Genomic DNA, 19,191 nt, shown 5'->3' on the forward strand with positions numbered 1-19,191 from the left:
GATGTCGTCCCGCAGCCGATCAGTCCCAGGATCAACAGAAAAAGACAGGAAAAATATTTCTTCATAACCCCACCCCCCTATTTTTGTAGTTCTCCCCCACCAAACAGAGCAATACCGATGCCAATACCCTCTATTCTTATCCCCATAAAATCAATCAGAAAATTGAGGGGGAAGAAAAGAAAATGGGTGGAAATGAACCCGATGGGTGTTGGGGGGGTGACGGTGAGATCACCATTCCCGCCTAGAATAAGAGTGCTCTCAGATTCTTCGGTAAGCTGAAAGGCGTGTACTAACTCCACTTTGGACAGGCCTTTTTAAAAAAGCACCAATGGCAGGTCTGTTCGTTTTCGGTAAACGGAAAGTCTTCTTCTTGGGCGATATTTTTCTCCGGATTTCTTAAAAGCTTTTTCATCCCGTTAATCGAATTCCGGATGTAGTGCTTGGCAAAGTCCATCTTCGCCTCAATCATCCTCCGGGCGGTCTGTTTACCGGTATTGACATTGCTTTCAATCGTCTCAATCTTTTCCGTCGGTATCTTGAAAAAGTCGCGGGAGAAGAGACCATAACAATCCAGTTGGATCTCATTATCAACGTCTTCCGAGCTTCCGGTTTTCCAGTCGACAATTTTCAGCCCTTCTTCATTCATGTAGGCAAAGTCTATTTTCACGTAAACCAGTGTCCCCTCAAAATGGAAGTTCTGCATTGTTTCAATGAGTTTCCAATTCTCTAATGGGACCGGTTTGACCCGCTCGGGGAAGATGATGTTGGTAAAAGTCGTAAAGCACCGCTTGGCCGTCTCATGAACAGCAACCCACTTTTCATCCGGGATGTTTTTTTCATACTCATGTTCATAGAGCCCCAATAACTTTCCCGGCCTCTCACGATATTTTTTGTCGCGAGATTCCTTAAATTCACGGCGCATCCTCTGTGTTAATTGAGTCAGAAAATTCTCCGCGGGCAGCTCTTTTGTTTGTTGATAATGCTTCAAGGTATTCTCAATCGTGTGGTGAACCACCTCGCCCAACCACATATGGCGGCTTTTGAGGTTTTTAAGAATGTAGAGCTCACGACTTTTTGGGTTCGCAGAGGCATCCCACCCTCCCCAGGAGCCATAATGATGATAGTAATACTGCCTCGGACATTCCCGGAATTTCTCATCCCGCGACTTGGACCAGGAAAATTGGTTTTGCAGGATTCCCATCTAAAAAGTCATACAAACTTTAAGTTGTCTAGGCAACCCCGGTTTGATATCGACCTGTTAATGGATTTTCTGATCCTCCTCGCCACATTGATCTGGCTCCCGCTCGTTCCCCTTCGCCTCTTTTTGCACAGCGGGATCGGCTTCTGGAAAGACAAAGGAGGGAAATCGTATCTCTTCTTTCTGGTTTACTGGGTCCTCTTCGGTCTGTTGCTGCTGATCTTTGCCCCAAAATTCGTCGCGTGGAAGTTTGCCCCTTTTCACGGGAGTTTTGAGACGGGCCTGCTCCTGGTCGTCTCGGCCCTCCTCTTTCATCTCTGGACAATCCGAACACTGGGTCTTAAAACATTCTCAACCCGTCCCGAAGTGACGCCGGAGAAGGTCAAGGCAACACTCGTGGCAACCGGCCCTTATCGCCTCGTCCGACATCCGTTTTATTTCATGGAGTGGTTCCTCCTCTTGGGGATCGCCCTCGTGACCTCCTCCTGGATGATGGTCAGCATCCTGGTTGCGAACATACTGACAATCCCCTGGGTCACCACCTTTGAAGAGAAAGAACTCACCCAAAGATTCGGTGAAAGTTATCGGGAATACCAGAGACAGGTTCCCAGACTGATCCCATTCATTTAATATGCCTTCGTATGATTTGACATCCGAACAGGAGCTCCTTCGAAAAACGGTCCGTGATTTTTCCGAGAGAGAGATCAAGCCGATTGCCCAAAAACTGGATGAGAAGGAGGAATTCTCTTATGAGCTCGTCTCCAAAATGGGGGGGCTTGGGCTCTTTGGGATGACCGTTTCCCCCGATTACGGCGGTCAGGGGCTGGATGCCTTGTCCTACATCATTGCGGTTGAGGAACTGGCAAGGGTCGACGGCTGTCAGGCGGCAACAGTTGCCGCCGAAAATGGACTGGGCATTGGACCTATCTACAATTTTGGGAGTGAGGCGCAGAAGAAAAAATATCTGCCGGATCTCTGTGCGGGAAGAAAACTGTGGGGATTCGGCCTGACAGAACCAAACGCGGGCAGCGACGCTGCCAATTCTTCCACCCGTGGTGAGTTGAAAAGCGGACAGTGGATCATCAACGGCTCCAAGATTTTTATCACCAATGGGGCCTCCCGGGTTACCGCCGGTGCAACCGTTCAGTGTGTGACCGGCATTCAGAAAGATGGGAAGAAGGAGCTCTCCTGCATTATCGTGGAAACGGGAACGAACGGTTTCACCACCCAAGAGATGCATCACAAGATGACCTGGCGATCGACCAATACCGGCGAGCTCTACTTTGACAATGTAAAGGTGCCCGAGGGGAATCTTCTGGGCAAAAAGGGAGAAGGGTTCAAACAGATGTTGGCAACCCTCGATGGAGGACGTCTCGCCATCGCTGCCCTCGGCGTCGGTGGAGCCCAGGGGGCATTTGAGGCCGCCTTGCGCTACGCGAAGGAACGAAAGACCTTTGGAGAGACCTTGTCAAAGCATCAGTCAATCGCCTTCAAGCTGGCCGATATGGCAACCGAAATTGAACTGGCGCGAACCCTTCTTTACAAGGCCTGTTGGCTCAAGGATCAAGGCCGGCCCTTCAAAAAAGAGGCAGCCATGGCCAAACTGTATGCCTCGGAGATGATGGGACGTGTTGCCGATGCCGCCGTCCAGATCCATGGCGGTTACGGCCTCATGGAAGAATACCCCGTCGCCAAGTTTTACCGGGACCAGAGACTTCTCGAGATCGGTGAAGGAACCTCAGAAGTACAGCGGATCGTCATATCCCGGGAATTGGGTTGCTAAAACTGATGATCACCTTCCTGGTGACAAAACTGCTCTTTTTCCCCGTGAAGCCGATTGCCGTTCTCCCTTCCCAATCTGAAATCCCGTACGAAGAGGTCCGTTTTCGCAATGAGGAAGGACTGTTGCTCCATGGATGGTTCTTTCCCGGAAAGATACCACGACGCACTCTCCTTTTTTGTCATGGAAATGCGGGAAACATCGGGGACCGGCTTGAGAAGATCAAGTTCCTGTATCGGATCGGATGGAATATTTTTATTTTTGATTACCGAGGTTATGGTGGCAGTGAAGGTTCTCCGACGATTGAGGGGCTCCAAAGAGATACCGACGCCGCCTATCGTTGGCTTGTTTCAGGAAAAGAGACCACAAAAATTCCGCCGGAGCAAATCATCCTGTGGGGTGAATCCCTCGGAGGGGCATTAGCCACTGACCTCGCAGCGCGGGAAAATATCGGAGGTCTTATTCTGCAAAGTACCTTCACCTCCCTTCATGACATAGGAAAGAGACACTACCCCTTTGTCCCTTCCTCGCTCGTCCCCGACGTTTACCGTTCCATCGACACGATTCGAAAAATCCGCACCCCCTTGCTTGTGGTCCACGGAACAGAGGATGAGACGGTCCCGTTTGGTATGGGGAGACAACTTTACGAGTCAGCCCCGCATCCCAAACGTTTTTACGAGATCAAGGGGGGGCACCACAATGACTGCACCGCGGTGGGAAAAGGGGAATACCTCCGACAAATCGAGGAGTTTCTAAATGAGATCGGCGTTTAAATAGCCAAATGCCTTATCCCGTGGATATTTTGACTAAGTGTCACAGAAATTCTCTTTAAGCCAGGAGCCCTGAGAAGGGCACCGGAGGCGTACTTGGAAGTACGTCGAGGATGCCCGACGAAGGGCGACGCCGCGTAAAGGAATTTATGGGGCACGACACTGGAGCCGACTGAAATTCGGTCGATACCAACCAAAAAGTAGACGGTCGCACTCCTACAGTAAAAACGACCCGATGGTCCCCAAGACAAAAACCAATATTTTATCAACGGGTTTTTAGAAAAATCCCGATAACCCGATCTTTGGCACAAATGTTGAATAGGCCGACGATACAGAAAGGAGATTCAAATATGAATCACAAACTAACGGGTTTCGCTGCTGTGGCCCTGATCATGGCAGCAACAACGACAATCCACGCCTGGACGATCAACAGCAGGATTGGAGACAATCGACAGATTGACAACGCCAACCGCCAAAGGGTCGGTGGGAACGCCTATCAAGACTCGTACAACACGAATCATTCCAATAATCAAAGCACGACCCATCGGAATGACAATCGCTCCTGGAGCGATAGCCGTAACATGAGTGATAACCGTCAGGACCATCAGCGTCACCAGTCCCATAACCTCGGTGACAACTCGGTCATGATCAACGGTGCCTATCAAAGTCAGGTTGGACACAAAGGGGTCGGTGTTGTCGGTCTTCAGGGATCTAATAACCTTATCGACAACTCCATCTCCGGAAATTTCGGACTCGGTCATACTATTGTAAAATGAACCGTTCAATCAAAACAGTGTTTCTCACCATCTTGTCCCTCCTCCTTTCCCCATCTCTTTTCGCCTTCTGTTTACAGGAGTGTGAAAGAGGATCCGCAGGAAGAAAAGGGCCATCAGCGATTGGATCGGTCGGCTCCATCGGATGGCAGAGCAATGATAATCGTCTTCGTAGCCATAATTTTGGCAACAACAGCACAGCCATCCTGGGGGACATGAATATCCGGGTGGGACACGAAAGAATCGAGATCAACGGCATGAGGGACTCGCAAAACAGTATGATCGACGCCTCCATCACGTCGATTGTTAATTTGGGAGGTTCGCAATGAAGAAAAAATCAGGCCGGCCCGTTCTCGGTGTCATCGTCATCAAAATGTTGCTCGCGGCAACAGCAATCGCCCTTGATCCCAATCCAAAAGATCCCGTTCTCTTAAACAACCTTCATGAGGCAAGGGTTAAGCAGGAGGATCATGAAAATGTCGTTCGGGTTATCCAACAACCGATCCAGATGATGCAGGGGAATCTCTGTCAACCGATTGAGATGGCACGGCAAAGGATCCGGGACTTGGGTTCCAGCAAGAAATGGGGTGACGGAACAATCAACGTGGAGGCGGGACACGGGGAGATTAACGTCGAGAGTAATGCCGGGACGATTAATAACAGTGTCAATGTCCAGATGGTGACCCAAAATGATCGCCGATGTTTCTAGATTCTTTGCCGTTCTCTTTTTGTTTCTCCCGCTATCCCTCCCGGCCTCCAATTTCCCCAAACAGGGGCCCAAGGCGCGCGTGGCTGTCGCCCAGTTTGGAACAACCGACCGCTTCGCCTCGGTCTATGGGGGTTGGAATATCGGCGGGGGATTGGCCGCCCAACTGGTGACCTCCTTGATTGATTCAAGGCGCGTTGTTGTCGTTGAGCGTGCCATCTTGTCACGCGTCCTCATGGAACAGGAACTCGGTCAGGCCAACCTCTCTTCCCCTTTTACCCAAATTCCTGCCGGACACCTTCTCGGTGTTGACTATCTCATTGTTGGCGAGGTGACCGAGTTTGAAGAGAAACAGATGGGAGGGGGGGGTGGCTTGTCGATCATGAAGGGGTTCGGCCCAAAAATCAGCAGTGACATGGTGGCGGCCCATGTTGGGATCGATCTACGGGTGATTGACACGCGAACCGGAGAGATCCTCCATTCCCACCGGGCCCAAGGACGTGCCTGGGAAAAGGCATTCGGGGCAAAGATCAATTACAAATTCATCGAGTTTGGTGGCGACCTGTTCCATAAAACCCCCCTCGGAAAGGCAACCCGCAGGGCGATTGAAAACGCACTGCTCTTCATTCTAGAGGTCATCGAAAAAAGGACTGCCGATTTTTCCTGGATGGCCCGTGTCATTGAGGTTGAGGAGAATCGGGTCTATTTTGATGCCGGCAGCGAACAAAAAATCAGAGAAGGAGACCGGTTTCGTGTCAGCACGGTCCAAAAGGTTTTGACCGATCCTGAGACCAATGAAGTGCTAGGACTCTTGGAGAAGGAGATGGGGAAAATCGTCGCTATCCAGGCATTGCCCAAATTTACGAAGGCGCGGATCGTCGGATCTTTTCGACCTAAAATAGGAGATCTGGTGCGTCTGGAGGGAGACAGCCAATATGATTCGGGTGATCTTCATCCCGAAGGTTACCAGATCTTGGATTAGAGGTTCCCTCATGAAACGTTGGCCTGCCATTCTTCTTGTCGCTGTTTTAATAACCGGCTGTGCAAGCTCGCGCCACTCCCTCTGGCGGGGTGTTTTTCAGGAAGAGATTCAAGAGGCAAAGCGGCAGATTCAGATAGGACAATCACGTCAGGCGATCGATGAATTATCGATGCTCCTGGAGATCGATCCTGACAACCTCGAGGCACTTTTCTTGAGGGCATCGGCCTACCAGAGGTTTGAAGAATTTCATCTGGCCATTTTGGACTATCAACACTCGCTTAAAAAAGATCCCGATTTTGAAAAGGCCCACTTCAATCTCGGAATGATCTATGCTTTTAAATTGAGAGACCGGGAAAAAGGGCTTGCCCACCTGGATCAATTTCTCTCCTTGAATCCGGATCACCCGGCTGCATTTGCCGCTGCCAAGGCGATGCGTTGGCTCGATCAAGAAACTGAGGCGGCGGAAATAGAGACTTCTTTTGAAAAAGTTGAATCGATCCCCGATGAAAGCCAAAAAAGAATACTGCTTGAAAAATGGATTGAAAAACATCCCGACTCGGCGAGGGGTCACTACCTCCTGGCAACGGTCCTGCTGACCAATCATGAGGAGGAAAAGGCACTGCAAGAATATAAAATGACCGTCCGCCTTTCACCGACCTTCGCCGAGGCCCACCGGTCCCTGGGACAATTGCTGCTCAAGAGAAAAAAAGAGGAAGGAAGAATTCATTTGAAAAAAGCAGCCCTTTTCGCCCCTCATGAAACGGCAGGGTCGATTGACAGAAGTGATTCCTCCTTTTAGACTCCACGAGCTTTATGGCCCAGCTTCTCTTCTTAAAAGATGGTCGTCAGGCAATCCGTTTTCCGCTCTCTCAGGGAATAACAACGATCGGCCGTCAAGCGGACTGTGCCATCACGCTGGAAGGGACACAGGTCTCCCGAATCCACGCAGAAATCTCCTATGAAGGGGGCTATTATTACCTGAAAGACAGGAGCAAGAACGGAACATCGGTCAATGAAAAGAATGTGAAAAAGGCGAAACTGCTCCACAAGGACATTATCCGAATAGGCGATTGGCGGCTTCAGTTTCTGGAGAATCTTTCGTCAGAAAAGCAAGAAACGATCACCGTCACTTCCCTGGATCGTCAGCACGTTGCCAAGGGAGAGACGGGATTGGCCAACATGGTGGGTCAATCGGAGCCGATGAGAAGGCTTTTTGGTCTCATCAGAAAAGTGGCGGCGAACGATACTCCTGCCCTGATCCTGGGAGAGACCGGAACAGGAAAGGAACTCGTTGCCAATGCCTTGCACCAGCTCTCGAAGCACTCTCCGTACATGTTCTGGGCCATGAATTGCGCAGCCATTTCGCCGCAACTCGTGGAGAGTGAGTTGTTTGGCCACGAAAGGGGGGCATTTACCGGTGCCACGGATCTTCGCCGTGGGGCATTTGAGCAAGCGGGACGAGGCACTCTGTTTCTGGATGAAGTGGGAGAACTTTCACTGGATGTCCAATCCAAACTTCTGCGGGTCCTTGAAACACAAAAGATCCGGCGGGTGGGGGGTGGCGAAGAGATACCGGTCAAATGCCGGATCGTCGCGGCAACCCATCGCCACCTTATAGAAGAAGTGCAGAAGAAAAGATTTAGAGAAGATCTCTACTACCGTCTCTTTGTGATGCCGATTGAAGTCCCTCCTCTAAGAAACAGGAATGGGGATATTCTTTCAATCTCCGAACGTTTTCTCCAAGAGATGTCACCTGAAAGACCGCCTTTGCTGACGGAAGAGGCCAGACAAAAACTGCTTTCCCACCGTTGGCCGGGAAATGTCAGAGAGCTCAAAAATGTTATTCTGAGGAGTGTCATGCTTTCCGAGGGAGAAACGATCAATCCCCACCATCTTGTTTTTCTCCCGCATTCTATGGAGTCGGGGGAGAGTCCTCAAGAGGTCCCTGCTCGTACAATGGAAGAGATGGAGAGAGAGATGATTCTTCAGAAGCTCAAGGAGACTGAATGGAACAAGGCCAAGGCAGCCCGAAAACTCGGGATCGCCACCTCCACCATTTTCAAGAAGATCAAGGAATACGGACTGAAGGAATAGCGCCCTTTCTCCCTAGCAGTTTGTTGACAAACCCCTTTTCACCAAAGGATGGTGAGAAAGGTCCAGATGCAAGGCGCCCGCGAAGCCGCAACCGGAGCGTACTTTCGTGGGGAAATATGAGATCTGCAACAAAATTGCCCAAGGAGGAATGGCGGAAATTTACCGTGCCAAATTGTGCGGCGCCGAGGGATTCGAAAAAGAGGTCGTTATAAAAAAGATCCTTCCCGAATGGTCCTCGCATAAAGATTTCATTTCAATGTTGGTCGACGAGGCCAAGCTGGCGGTCCTGCTCACGCATTCCAATATCGTTCAGGTATTCGAGTTAGGGAGAGAGGGTGAGAATTGCTACATCGCCATGGAATATGTGCCAGGAGTCGATCTCAAAAAACTCTGGGAACATACCACGGCGGAAGGGAAGGTCCTTCCCCTCGGGATCTCTCTCTTCATCATGGAACAGGTTCTGGAGGGATTGGCATACGCCCATTCCAAGAAAAATAGTGCCAACGAGAGCTTAAGAATCATTCATCGTGATATCTCTCCTCAAAATATCCTGCTCTCCTGGGATGGGAATGTAAAACTGACCGATTTTGGTATTGCCAAGGCAACCCTGACCCGCACTGAAACAGCCTCGGGGGTTCACAAAGGAAAATTTTCCTACATGTCCCCCGAACAGGCAAATCTCGAGAGCGTGGGACAGGCAACCGACCTGTTCTCTCTAGGAATTATTTTTTACGAGATGGTAACGGGCCGACGGCTATTCGGCGGGGGATCGGATCTTCAGTCATTAGACCGGATACGTCGATGTGAAATTGATTTTCGTGACACTGAAAACCAATGGCCACGCGGACTGAAGTCCATCCTTCTTAAGGCGCTCCAGAGAAGGCCGGAGGACCGCTTCCCCAGCGCATTACATTTTCTCAAAGAACTGGAGGAGCTGTCACGAAATATCGGCAGGCCAACAGGAAGGAAGGAGTTCGCCCTCTTTTTGGAAAAAAGTCTTTCCGGGAAGAGGATCGACATTGACTTCAAGAAAGACCAGACGGTCCCGCTGGCCACCCCCTTCAATTTTGTTCAAACAGCGAAAAAATTCCGCCCCTTTTTCCTGGGGGGTGTTGCCTTGTTGGCCTTCTGGCTGCTCTCCAGCCATTTCATGAAAACCTTCCCTTCCCTCGATGAGACGACCTTGCCATCCTCTCCTTCAACGGTCTCCTCAGGCCTATCTGATACAGGCCATTTAAGTGTTCTTCTCCTCCCGTGGGGACAAATCTCCGTCGATGACAATTTAAAAAAGGAAAGCCCCTTGAATCATCTCTCCCTACCGGTGGGAAACCATCGGGTGACCGTTTTTTATGAGCCAAAAAAGATAAAGGAAACGGTAGAAATAAGTCTCAAAGGGGGTGGATTCATCCGTTGCACGGCCAACTTTGGGGAGAGGCCAGAACCGCTCACCTGCCGTTAAGACTCAAACTTTTCGTCGTCCTCTCCCTCACCCCCATCACCGTCCGTATCATAAAAAGCCTCTTCAGCTTCCGGAGCTGTCTTGGAGGTTGAGGAGCTGTCGACCTGTGGAAGATCCGGCTTGATCAGGGAGAGAGGTCTTTTGGAACGGCCCGCTTCTGGAGAGACCGATGGAAGGGACGGCCCGGCGGGCGGGACCTCCGGATCAAAAAGGGCCTCCTTGAGATCAATCTCTTCAATCATAAGGCCACTTTCATACCCCCGTTCAAACAGGGTCTTGATCGCCTTCCGTCCTTGCCGGTCAATCTGGAGTGTCGCTTGGTTAACGTACATCCCAATAAACTTTTCCGCCTTTTCCTTGTCCAGCCCACGGGCGTACGGAAGTGCCGCCTGAACCGCCTCCTCACGATGATCGAGGGACCACTGGACACTCTCCCGAATCATCCTACAAATCTGTTTTTGGACTTCAAAATCAATATCTCGCCGTACGACAACGGCACCCAGAGGAACAGGCAGTTTTGTCTCCTTGTGCCACCATTCACCGAGGTCAACTACTTTAAATAATCCTTTCTCTTCATAGGTCAGCTGCCCTTCATGAATCAGGAGTCCTAAATCGAGTTTGCCTTCTGTCAGACGGCCAATAATCTGGTCAAAAGGGACCTCCGTGTGGGACATCCCGGATCTCCCCTCGGCCGTCGTCGATCTTTCCCACAGCTTAAGGAGGAGAGAGGCCGTAGTATTTTTGCCGGGGATACCCGTCCGAAGTCGCAAGACCTGACGCGGCTTGAGTTTCTTGTTTGAAACAAGGACCGGACCAAACTTCTCTCCAAAACAGGCACCGGTCGGAAGAAGCAGATACCGGCGCAAAACAGAAGGATAGGCATTAAAGGAGAGGGCCGTAACCTCATAGGCCCCTTCCAGGGCCCGTCGATTCAGCGTCTCTATATCCTCCCGAACCTCTTCAAGCTCAATTCCCCCTGTCGCGATCTTTCCTGAAAAGAGGGGGTAAAACATAAAGGCATCGTCGGCATCGGGGCTGTGGGCTATGGTGATCTTCATGGAAACCTGCCTTTCTATTGCAGTAATGGGACTGTTGAAAAATGCCATCTGCTGCGTTCCCCTCGTCGCCGGCTCCTCGACGTACCCTCAAGTACGCCTGCGTCGCGGCTCCTCGGGGTGCCTTAATACGAGGAAAGCGGCTGACATTTTGCAAAGTTGAGGTGAAAGATCAAGGAGGAAAAGAGAGTCCCCGCGGGGTCAACCATCTTTCAATCCCCTCAAAAAGGATCTCCGTTATGATCGCCAAAAGGGCAGCCGGAATCGCGCCCGACAAAACCAGCTTGGTATCATTCATAGCAAGTCCGGTCACAATCGGGACCCCCAATCCCCCCGCCCCAATAAAGGCGGCGAGCGTTGCTGTTCCAATATTAGTTACGGCACTGATCCGGATCCCGGCCAAAATAAACCTTCGTGCGAGCGGCAACTCAACATGGAGGAGCCGCTGAAACCGGGTCAATCCGAGCCCATCCGCCGCCTCAAGCAATACCGGGGAAATCTCCTGAAGACCGGTACAGGTGTTTCGGAGGATTGGGAGGGTGGCGTAAAGGATCAGGGCGGCCAAGGCCGGCAAAATCCCGATGCCAAAGACGGGAATCATAAAGACAAGGAGGGCGATGCTGGGGATTGTCTGTCCGATCCCTGCGATAGAAATGACGAGATGGGCGAGTCTCTTGCGGCGACTGATGAGAATCCCCAGCGGGACTGCCAGTAACGCAACAAGCCCCGTCGAGGCAAAGGTCAGGAAGAGATGGGTTAGAACCCGATCAAGGAGGGTCGGACCTGTCAAGGAAGCCTTCCCTTCCAAGAGCTTTTCTTCGACCAAAAATTGTCGGGCGACCTCAACAACCGATTTTTTCTCCAGTTCAACCGCCGCATTCAGCCGTCTCATCTTTTCTTCGGTCAAACGACCGGCCAATTGATTCAAGAGCGGTTTCAGAGAGGGATGACGGACCAGGAGTTCATCGCGAACAATCGTTGCTGCAAGATACTTTGGAAAAAAGGACCGATCATCTTCGAGGAGTTTCAAATGAAAAAGATCAATCTTGGCATCGGTCGTGTAGGCATCGATGATATCTGTCTCACCGGTACCAACCGCCTCGTAGGCCAGTCCATGTTCGAGACCGGTCACACGTTGAGGAGACAAATGATACGCCTCCACGAGACCGAGCCAACCATCGCGACGATTTAAAAACTCATGACTGAGCCCGTAACGAAGGGCCGGATGTCCGACTAAATCTGAGAGGGTCCGGATCCCCTTCTTCTCCGCCAACTGCTCCGTGAGCGCCAACGCGTAACTGTTGTTGAACCCAAGCGGCTTTAACCAAACGAGCCCGAAACTGCTCTTGAAAATCTTCTGCAGGCTTTCCCAATCGGAACTCCCCTGCCCCTTGAGGATCACCTCAACGGCCGTTCCGGTGTATTCGGGATAAATGTCGATTTCACCCCGCCGGAGCGCCTCAAAACAGATCATCGTCCCCCCCAGACCAAAACGGCGCTCCACCGGCAAGTTCCCTTTTTCTTCGATCAATTGGGCCAATAGTTCGGACACCAGATACCCTTCGGTGAATTTCTTGGAACCGACTCGCACCGAGTCCCTCCCCTCGGCAATGGTGGCAAAAAGAAAAAACAGAAGAATGAAGACAATTTTTCTCATTTTGAAAAGAAATCGGCGACAAAATCTGTTTTTGGATTTTTTTGAATCTCGCCTGCCGTACCGATCTGAACGATCTGTCCCCGATCCATCACAACAATCCGGTTCGCCATGAGGACCGCCTCTTCCATGTCGTGGGTCACGAAGACGATCGTCTTGCGGCCGGTGAGACGGCCCTGGAGCTTCAAGAAATCGTTCTGGATCCCACGACGCGTGATCGGATCGAGCGCTCCGAACGGTTCGTCCATCAGAACGATCGGAGGATTGAGCATCAGGGCACGCGCCACTCCAACCCTCTGCTGCTCTCCTCCGGAAAGCTCCGAGGGAAATTTTGATTCGTATCGTCCCGAGGCCAAACCGACCAACTCTAAAAGTTGGCGGACCCTCTCTTGAATTTTGCCCTCAGACCATTTTTCCAGACGCGCCAGCAACGAGATGTTCTGAAAGACCGTGAGGTGCGGAAAAAGTCCCCCCTGCTGGATCACGTAACCGATCTGACGACGAACAGGGATCAGGTTATCGTACGGAAGTGGCTCTTTCCGAATAAGGACCGTCCCTTCGTCCGGCCGAATCAGGCCATTCACCATCTTGAGAAGCGTCGATTTTCCACAGCCGCTGGTGCCAACGAGGACGAGACATTCTCCTTCCTGTATCTGAAGCGAGAGGTCCTCAACAACGACACCATGACCCGAATACGATTTTTTGAGATGACGTACTTCGATCATACAATGAAACCTAAACACCCATAACCTGACTGTACAACGGAAAACACCTCAATTCTCTCCGTACTCCCCCAGAGTACGTTTTTATCTGTCCAAAGCCGCAAAAGAGGGCAACTTTAAGTTGTCCAGGTCGACAATCCCTCATCGACTATTACAGTAAGTAGGCAAAAGCCAAAGGAGGACATCATGTCAGGAGCAACAGGTCGGATCGATCAGCCCGTTCCAAATAGCACCACTTCGCCCAATGCCCCCGAAATAATTCACGATGAGATAGTAGTCCGGGAGTGTACCTATGACGATTTTCTCAAGGATATTTATTTTGCGGCCGGAAAGGCAACTTTAGTCGTTGGCCTACCGTTAACTGCCCTGTTTTATTTTGGTTCTCGCAAGCTCCTGCCTCTGGAGGATCGTACCGCATTAAGATTTTTTGGGGCATTCGCCAGTTTGGCCGGGGCCGGTGCTAGCTCCTCTAGTTATGCGCAAAAGAGAAATGTCCTCAGCGAAGAGCTGAGCCCTGTAAACGCCGCATTGGTGGGAGGGCTTTTTGCAGTATGCCTGTCAGTTATCGCTAGTTTTACAACCAATTACAGGGATGTGGCAGGAAGTCTCGGAATTGCGGCCGGGGCGGTCGGGGCAGTTTCGGGATGGGTAGCTGCCCACCTGACCGAATTCCTTTACCAGGGTCGTCCTCCATCATCCTGCTAACAAAACCTGTCTGGCGTTCATCAAGCGCCACGAAAAGGATCTAGACTTGGCAAGGCGGTTTTAGATAAGGTTTCCCCATGGAAACCAATCAGGTCGAAACGACGCCCGAGTTGGTTACAAAGATCTATCAGCAACTCGAAGCGAATCTCAAAATCATCCGAAAACGGCTTTCGCGTCCCCTCACACTCGCTGAAAAAATCCTGCTCGGTCATCTCTGGGATCCTGAAGGGCAGGAGTTGACCCCGGGGCAGGCACTCTTAAATCTCCATGTCGACCGGGTTGCGATGCAGGATGCGACCGCCCAGATGGCCCTTCTGCAATTTATGACGGCCGGGATGCCGTCGACTGCCGTCCCCACCACGGTTCATTGTGATCATCTCATTCGTGCCCGCAAAGGGGCAAAAGAGGACATGAAGGTGGCGCTCCGCGAGAATCAGGAGGTCTACGAGTTCCTCAAAACCTGTTCCCAAAAATATGGGATCGGTTTTTGGGGGCCGGGGGCCGGGATTATTCATCAAGTCGTCCTGGAACAGTATGCCTTCCCGGGTGGTTTGATCATCGGGACCGACTCCCATACCCCGAACGCCGGGGGACTTGGGATGATTGCGGTCGGTGTTGGTGGGGCCGATGCGGTTGATGTGATGGTCGGGATGCCGTGGGAGGTGCTTCAACCGAAATTGATCGGGGTCCGTCTGACCGGTGAGCTGAATGGCTGGACCGCCCCGAAGGATGTGATCCTGAAGGTTTGCGAGATTCTCACGACCAAGGGGGGGACCAACCGGATAGTGGAGTACTTTGGACCTGGTGTCCGCTCCCTCTCCGCCACCGGGAAGGCAACGATCACCAATATGGGGGCCGAGCTGGGGGCAACCACCTCAATCTTCCCCTATGACCTGTCGACACGAGAATATTTGAAGGCAACCGGCCGTGAGAAGATTGCCAAGCTCTCTGATGCCTCTCAATCACTCCTTGGCGCCGATCCGGAGGTAGAGAAAAGCCCGGAGAAATTTTTTGAACGGGTCATCGAAATCGATCTCTCCTTGTTGGAGCCACATGTTGTCGGTCCCCACTCGCCCGATCTTGCCCGTCCGATCTCCCGATTGAAGGAGGATGTCTCTAAAAACAGATACCCGGAGCGACTCACCTACGCCCTTATTGGAAGTTGTACCAACTCCTCCTACGAGGACATTGATCGGGCGGCCGACGTCGCCCGGCAGGCAAAGGAATTGGGCCTGAAAGTTGCCGTACCACTCGTGATTACCCCCGGTTCTGAACAGGTCAGGGCAACGTTGGAACGGGATGGTCAACTTCAGATCCTGGAAGAGATTGGCGGGACCGTCCTCGCAAACGCCTGTGGCCCCTGTATCGGTCAGTGGCAGAGGGATGATATTAATAAAGGAGGGCCGAACGCCATCCTGACTTCTTACAATCGAAACTTCCCAAAAAGGAATGACGGCAATTCAACCACGATGGCGTTCATTGGAAGTCCGGAGCTCGTCGTCGCCATCAGTCTGGATGGAAGGCTTACATTCGACCCACTCCATGACTCGACAACGACAAAAAATGGACAAAAGGTGAAGCTTCGTCCCCCCAAAAAGGGGGCTGCCCTTCCCCCAAAGGGGTTCATTTTTTCCAAAGAGGGGTATCTGGCCCCTGCAAAGAGCGGGGCTGGGCTCCCTGTGGTGGTTGATCCAAAGAGCGACCGATTGGAACTTCTTAAACCGTTTGGGCCATGGGATGGAGATGATTTTGAAAATCTGCCTGTCCTTGCAAAGGCAAAGGGAAAGTGCACAACGGATCATATCTCACCGGCCGGCCCCTGGCTTAAATATCGCGGACATCTCGACCGGATTAGTGATAACGCCTTTTTGGGTGTGGTGAATGCGTTCGGAACGGAGGCCGGAAGAGGCCTCAACCTCCTGACAGGTGAAGGAGAACAGGAGATCCCGAAGATCGCCCGGTACTACAAAGATCATGGGGTCCGCTGGGTAATGGTCGGAGACGAAAATTACGGTGAAGGCTCGAGCCGGGAACATGCCGCGATGTCCCCTCGCTACCTGGGTTGTGCAGCCGTTATTACCCGGAGTTTTGCGCGAATCCACGAGACCAACCTCAAGAAACAGGGGATCCTGCCACTCACCTTTGCGAATCCCAAAGACTATGACAAGGTTCAGGCAACCGACCGGATAGGCATCAAGGGTTTAAAAGATTTACAGCCCGGCAAGTCGTTAAAACTCTCTCTCCGACATGAAAATGGTGCTGTGGAAGAACTGCCGGTACTCCACAGTTTTACGAAGAATCAAATCGAATGGTTTAGGGCTGGTTCGGCCTTAAATGCGCTGCGATCGCAAAAAGATTAAGCCCTCAGCCCAACTTCTCCAGGATCTCCTCCAGAAAACGGTCGATCGTTACCTTGGGATCGATAGAAAGTTCCCCTGAAACTGAAATATCGGCTAGCTGTTTATATTTGCCAAGACGGAACTGGAGCCACTCCGGATAACAACGACGGTAGGCGACCTCCACCGCCTCTTTGGGCCCCCGCTCAAACATCCCCCCCCAAACAACCGACTTTGGACGGGTAAAAAACTTATCCGTCATGAGTGGAATCATTGATTCGACCACCTCCAGGTGAACGATCAAATAATTGCCCTTAAGCGTTTCCAAAATCTTGTTCCCCAAATAAATGAGGCTTCCGGTAGAATCGACAACGAAATTCTTCCCTTGAGGGAGTTTAAGATTCTGCATCATCGCCTGTTCCGTTTGAAGATAGACTTTTTCCTTGGGCGCATAACCGCCCTGATGTGGAAAGCCCATCCAGGAGGCGAGTGCCTCTAGCCCAGCAAGTCCCAGTTTTTTCTCAATCTCCTCATCAATCGAGACCATCCCGAATCCCTTTTCATCACGGAGTTGTCTTGCCCGAAAACTTTTACCGACGTTGGACATACCGATTAAAAGGAGAGGAAGCGCTCCATTTTCTATTCTCTGTTCAAATTCGAGGCGTGTCAGCTTCATGAGGCTAGTTGTGTTAAAAGATGTTGATAAGGGGCCAGTTTTTCCCGAACTTCACTCGCGGTCGCCAGTTTCAGAACCTCCACGGCCATTTTCCTTACCTCGGATAACCGAACCTGACGAATGATATTTTTGACCTGTAGAATGCTGACCGGGATCATCGAGAGCCCTGTAATCCCTAAGCCTACCAGAAGGGGGGCCACAAGGGGGTCTCCCGCCATCTCACCGCAAATCCCAACCGGTTTCTTGGCCTCCACGGCTACAGCGGCCACATGGGCGATCGACTTTAGAACGGCCGGATGAAGAGAATCGAAGAAGGTGGCAACCCTTTCGTTGTTTCGATCAACGGCGAGGGTATATTGGGTCAGGTCATTGGTCCCGACACTGAAAAAATCGACATACCGGATTAAATAATGGGCCATCTGGACCGCCGAGGGGACCTCAATCATCATCCCGACAGGAATCTTCGGATCAAATCGGGTACTTTCATTGGTTAGCTCATCCTGCACCTTTTTTAGAATCTCTCGAACACGCCGGATCTCATCCACTCCCGAGATCATCGGAATCAGGATACGGATCGGCCCCAAGGCTGATGCCCGGAGCATTGCCCGAAACTGGACCTCCAGGATCTCCGGTTGGGCGAGACAGAGACGGATCGATCGGTATCCCAGAAAAGGGTTGGCCTCCGGCGCCTCGAAGTTGAGGGAGGCGATCGGCTTGTCTCCTCCAGCATCGAGGGTTCGAAAGGTCACTGGCAGGCCATTCGCCTCTTCAACAATTGTCTTGTAGAGATCAAACTGCTCCTCTTCATTGGGAAGACGTTTCCGGATCATGAATGGATATTCCGTCCGGTAGAGACCGATCCCTTCGGCGCCATACTCCCTTAAGGAGTGAAGGCTTTCGAGCATCCCAACATTCGCCTCCAGGAGAATCTTCTTATGGTCGAGTGTCTCCGCCGCAAGATGAACGATCGATTGAAGATGAACCAGTCGGTCCACAAACTGGTCCTGGATCCGTTCATACTCTCGGATCACCTCCCGGCTCGGGTTAACGATAATATTGCCGGAATCCCCATCAACAATGATAGCTGCCCCGGGACTTACCCGGTTTCGGACACCACTGACCCCCATGACAGCCGGTATCCCCAACGATCGCGCCAGGATGGCGGCGTGCGAAGTGACGCCTCCACGCTCGGTAATAATCCCTTGAACCTTAGACGGATCGAGCCGTGCGGTATCGGAAGGAACAAGGGTTTCGGCGATCAAGACCCCCTCCCAGGATTCCTTCACTCTCCATTTTCCGCCAATCAGGTGCTCCATGAGCCGTTGCCGGATATCCTCCAAATCACCAGCCCGCTCCTTGAAATGAGGGTCTTCTATCTTCTCAAACTCCCTCAGATATTCTCCAATAACATCGCGGACTGCCTGAATAGGCCCTTTTCCCCTGTCGATCATCATCTTGAGCTTCTTCTGAAAGCTGCGGTCGGAGAGAATCATCCGGTGGCTGTAGAAAATATCTGATTCCTGCTTCGAAAACTTTTTAAGAAGCTTTTTTTCCAGGCGTAAAAGATCAGTTGATGTCTTGGCTATCGCCTCACGAACTCTCTTCCATGACTGGGCGTGGGTTTTTTTCCCCCCCTTCCCAGGTACCAGGATGACAGGATCGACTCCGGGGGTAAGAAAAAAGGCGGTCCCTATCCCGAACCCGGGGGCGACAGGAATCCCCTTTAGTCTCATCTGATGCCCTTCCCTGCGTACCTGAGACTGAACCGTTTCCAGTGCCACCAATTTGTAAACAACGCCGGCCAGCTGAAACGAGATCACCTTGAGAGTTTCCATCTCGGCCGATGTAAATTCCTTTGGCCCTACTGTCTGGAGGGTTAAAACTCCGACGATATCCTCCCTCTCCATAAGGGGAAAGGCAGCAAAAGAGTGGAATTTCTCTTCCCCGGTTTCCGGAAAATACTTGAAGCGGGGGTGACGGGCTGCATCTTTAACAACAACCGGCTGGCGTTTTTCTACAGCGAGACCCGTTAAGCCCTCCTCTATTGTCATTCGAACATGACCAACCGAGGACGGTTCAAGTCCATCGGTGGCAACCAAAAGGAGTGTCCTCCCCTGTAAAAGATAGAGGGAACAGACGTCGACCGCCATTTCATGGCGAACCAAGGTTACAATATGAGAGAGCGGGTTCTCCTCTGGCCGGGACTTTTGAAGAATCCGGGTGACATTAGCGATTGTTTCAAGGTGTTTAGCCACGCCTGCCCTCAGTGTGGCACAGACCT

Annotated in this window: 19 protein-coding genes; 12 read left to right on the plus strand and 7 right to left on the minus strand. The window is 51.6% G+C overall.

Translation table 11 applies throughout. The features are described from left to right. Positions 1-77: 77 nt before the first annotated feature. The gene (locus HYT77_01545) at positions 78-299 is read right to left on the minus strand and encodes a hypothetical protein (GenBank protein MBI2066683.1); all 222 of its coding nucleotides are present in this window, start codon (positions 297-299) and stop codon (positions 78-80) included. Then, the gene (locus tag HYT77_01550; GenBank protein ID MBI2066684.1) at positions 290-1,201 is read right to left on the minus strand and encodes a PD-(D/E)XK nuclease family protein; all 912 of its coding nucleotides are present in this window, start codon (positions 1,199-1,201) and stop codon (positions 290-292) included. Before HYT77_01550 ends, HYT77_01545 begins: the two co-directional genes overlap by 10 nt. 24 nt (positions 1,202-1,225) lie before the next feature. Between HYT77_01550 and HYT77_01555 the strand changes: the two genes are divergently transcribed. The 10 genes from HYT77_01555 (at position 1,226) to HYT77_01600 (ending at position 9,762) form a co-directional block, all read left to right on the plus strand. Further along, on the plus strand, positions 1,226-1,828 hold the full coding sequence (locus HYT77_01555; GenBank protein ID MBI2066685.1) for an isoprenylcysteine carboxylmethyltransferase family protein: 603 nt from the start codon (positions 1,226-1,228) through the stop codon (positions 1,826-1,828). Position 1,829: 1 nt separating this feature from the next. Further along, the gene (locus HYT77_01560) at positions 1,830-2,981 is read left to right on the plus strand and encodes an acyl-CoA dehydrogenase family protein (protein ID MBI2066686.1); all 1,152 of its coding nucleotides are present in this window, start codon (positions 1,830-1,832) and stop codon (positions 2,979-2,981) included. A gap of 5 nt (positions 2,982-2,986) precedes the next feature. Next, positions 2,987-3,751 (plus strand): alpha/beta hydrolase, encoded by a 765-nt coding sequence (locus tag HYT77_01565; GenBank protein MBI2066687.1) that lies wholly within the window; start codon positions 2,987-2,989, stop codon positions 3,749-3,751. A gap of 347 nt (positions 3,752-4,098) precedes the next feature. Beyond that, positions 4,099-4,524, plus strand: a complete 426-nt coding sequence (locus HYT77_01570) for a hypothetical protein (protein MBI2066688.1) — start codon at positions 4,099-4,101, stop codon at positions 4,522-4,524. A 17-nt stretch (positions 4,525-4,541) separates the two neighbouring features. After that, positions 4,542-4,850, plus strand: a complete 309-nt coding sequence (locus tag HYT77_01575; protein ID MBI2066689.1) for a hypothetical protein — start codon at positions 4,542-4,544, stop codon at positions 4,848-4,850. Further along, entirely contained in the window at positions 4,847-5,230 is a 384-nt protein-coding gene (locus HYT77_01580) for a hypothetical protein (protein MBI2066690.1), read from the plus strand. The genes HYT77_01575 and HYT77_01580 overlap by 4 nt, the downstream gene beginning before the upstream one ends. Beyond that, a complete protein-coding gene (locus HYT77_01585) occupies positions 5,211-6,209 on the plus strand; it encodes a hypothetical protein (GenBank protein ID MBI2066691.1) in 999 nt (332 codons plus the stop codon). The genes HYT77_01580 and HYT77_01585 overlap by 20 nt, the downstream gene beginning before the upstream one ends. A gap of 10 nt (positions 6,210-6,219) precedes the next feature. After that, positions 6,220-7,008 (plus strand): hypothetical protein, encoded by a 789-nt coding sequence (locus tag HYT77_01590; protein MBI2066692.1) that lies wholly within the window; start codon positions 6,220-6,222, stop codon positions 7,006-7,008. 14 nt (positions 7,009-7,022) lie between these two features. Continuing rightward, positions 7,023-8,303, plus strand: a complete 1,281-nt coding sequence (locus tag HYT77_01595; protein MBI2066693.1) for a sigma 54-interacting transcriptional regulator — start codon at positions 7,023-7,025, stop codon at positions 8,301-8,303. Between the two features lie 148 nt (positions 8,304-8,451). After that, a complete protein-coding gene (locus tag HYT77_01600) occupies positions 8,452-9,762 on the plus strand; it encodes a serine/threonine protein kinase (GenBank protein MBI2066694.1) in 1,311 nt (436 codons plus the stop codon). Here the strand turns inward: HYT77_01600 and HYT77_01605 are convergent. The 3 genes from HYT77_01605 to HYT77_01615 form a co-directional block, all read right to left on the minus strand. Continuing rightward, positions 9,759-10,820, minus strand: coding sequence for an ABC transporter substrate-binding protein (locus tag HYT77_01605; protein ID MBI2066695.1), 1,062 nt, complete (start codon positions 10,818-10,820; stop codon positions 9,759-9,761). The two genes, HYT77_01600 and HYT77_01605, sit on opposite strands and share 4 nt — an antisense overlap. Before the next feature lie 169 nt (positions 10,821-10,989). Beyond that, positions 10,990-12,474, minus strand: a complete 1,485-nt coding sequence (locus HYT77_01610; protein MBI2066696.1) for an ABC transporter permease subunit — start codon at positions 12,472-12,474, stop codon at positions 10,990-10,992. After that, the gene (locus tag HYT77_01615) at positions 12,471-13,196 is read right to left on the minus strand and encodes an ABC transporter ATP-binding protein (protein MBI2066697.1); all 726 of its coding nucleotides are present in this window, start codon (positions 13,194-13,196) and stop codon (positions 12,471-12,473) included. Before HYT77_01615 ends, HYT77_01610 begins: the two co-directional genes overlap by 4 nt. Before the next feature lie 183 nt (positions 13,197-13,379). Here HYT77_01615 and HYT77_01620 point away from each other — a divergent pair, with 183 nt between their 5' ends. Together HYT77_01620 and HYT77_01625 are read left to right on the plus strand one after the other, a co-directional pair. Continuing rightward, complete coding sequence (locus tag HYT77_01620) at positions 13,380-13,898, plus strand: hypothetical protein (protein ID MBI2066698.1); 519 nt, start codon at positions 13,380-13,382, stop codon at positions 13,896-13,898. 77 nt (positions 13,899-13,975) lie between these two features. Then, positions 13,976-16,258, plus strand: coding sequence for an aconitate hydratase (locus HYT77_01625; GenBank protein ID MBI2066699.1), 2,283 nt, complete (start codon positions 13,976-13,978; stop codon positions 16,256-16,258). Between the two features lie 4 nt (positions 16,259-16,262). Here HYT77_01625 and HYT77_01630 read toward each other — a convergent pair whose 3' ends face one another. Further along, entirely contained in the window at positions 16,263-16,910 is a 648-nt protein-coding gene (locus HYT77_01630) for a hypothetical protein (GenBank protein ID MBI2066700.1), read from the minus strand. Next, the gene (ptsP, locus tag HYT77_01635; protein ID MBI2066701.1) at positions 16,907-19,165 is read right to left on the minus strand and encodes a phosphoenolpyruvate--protein phosphotransferase; all 2,259 of its coding nucleotides are present in this window, start codon (positions 19,163-19,165) and stop codon (positions 16,907-16,909) included. Before ptsP ends, HYT77_01630 begins: the two co-directional genes overlap by 4 nt. Positions 19,166-19,191 lie beyond the last annotated feature (26 nt).

Source organism: Deltaproteobacteria bacterium, from assembly GCA_016180855.1.
In the GTDB taxonomy this organism is placed as follows: Bacteria; UBA10199; UBA10199; order JACPAL01; family JACPAL01; genus JACPAL01.

What these genes read in the sequence shown, in the direction of transcription:
- HYT77_01550 (MBI2066684.1), bottom strand. Translation starts at nt 1,201, where the DNA reads ATGGGAATCCTGCAAAACCAATTTTCCTGGTCCAAGTCGCGGGATGAG.
- HYT77_01560 (MBI2066686.1), top strand. Translation starts at nt 1,830, where the DNA reads ATGCCTTCGTATGATTTGACATCCGAACAGGAGCTCCTTCGAAAAACG.
- HYT77_01565 (MBI2066687.1), top strand. Translation starts at nt 2,987, where the DNA reads ATGATCACCTTCCTGGTGACAAAACTGCTCTTTTTCCCCGTGAAGCCG.
- HYT77_01570 (MBI2066688.1), top strand. Translation starts at nt 4,099, where the DNA reads ATGAATCACAAACTAACGGGTTTCGCTGCTGTGGCCCTGATCATGGCA.
- HYT77_01580 (MBI2066690.1), top strand. Translation starts at nt 4,847, where the DNA reads ATGAAGAAAAAATCAGGCCGGCCCGTTCTCGGTGTCATCGTCATCAAA.
- HYT77_01585 (MBI2066691.1), top strand. Translation starts at nt 5,211, where the DNA reads ATGATCGCCGATGTTTCTAGATTCTTTGCCGTTCTCTTTTTGTTTCTC.
- HYT77_01590 (MBI2066692.1), top strand. Translation starts at nt 6,220, where the DNA reads ATGAAACGTTGGCCTGCCATTCTTCTTGTCGCTGTTTTAATAACCGGC.
- HYT77_01595 (MBI2066693.1), top strand. Translation starts at nt 7,023, where the DNA reads ATGGCCCAGCTTCTCTTCTTAAAAGATGGTCGTCAGGCAATCCGTTTT.
- HYT77_01600 (MBI2066694.1), top strand. Translation starts at nt 8,452, where the DNA reads ATGGCGGAAATTTACCGTGCCAAATTGTGCGGCGCCGAGGGATTCGAA.
- HYT77_01605 (MBI2066695.1), bottom strand. Translation starts at nt 10,820, where the DNA reads ATGAAGATCACCATAGCCCACAGCCCCGATGCCGACGATGCCTTTATG.
- HYT77_01610 (MBI2066696.1), bottom strand. Translation starts at nt 12,474, where the DNA reads ATGAGAAAAATTGTCTTCATTCTTCTGTTTTTTCTTTTTGCCACCATT.
- HYT77_01615 (MBI2066697.1), bottom strand. Translation starts at nt 13,196, where the DNA reads ATGATCGAAGTACGTCATCTCAAAAAATCGTATTCGGGTCATGGTGTC.
- HYT77_01620 (MBI2066698.1), top strand. Translation starts at nt 13,380, where the DNA reads ATGTCAGGAGCAACAGGTCGGATCGATCAGCCCGTTCCAAATAGCACC.
- HYT77_01625 (MBI2066699.1), top strand. Translation starts at nt 13,976, where the DNA reads ATGGAAACCAATCAGGTCGAAACGACGCCCGAGTTGGTTACAAAGATC.
- HYT77_01630 (MBI2066700.1), bottom strand. Translation starts at nt 16,910, where the DNA reads ATGAAGCTGACACGCCTCGAATTTGAACAGAGAATAGAAAATGGAGCG.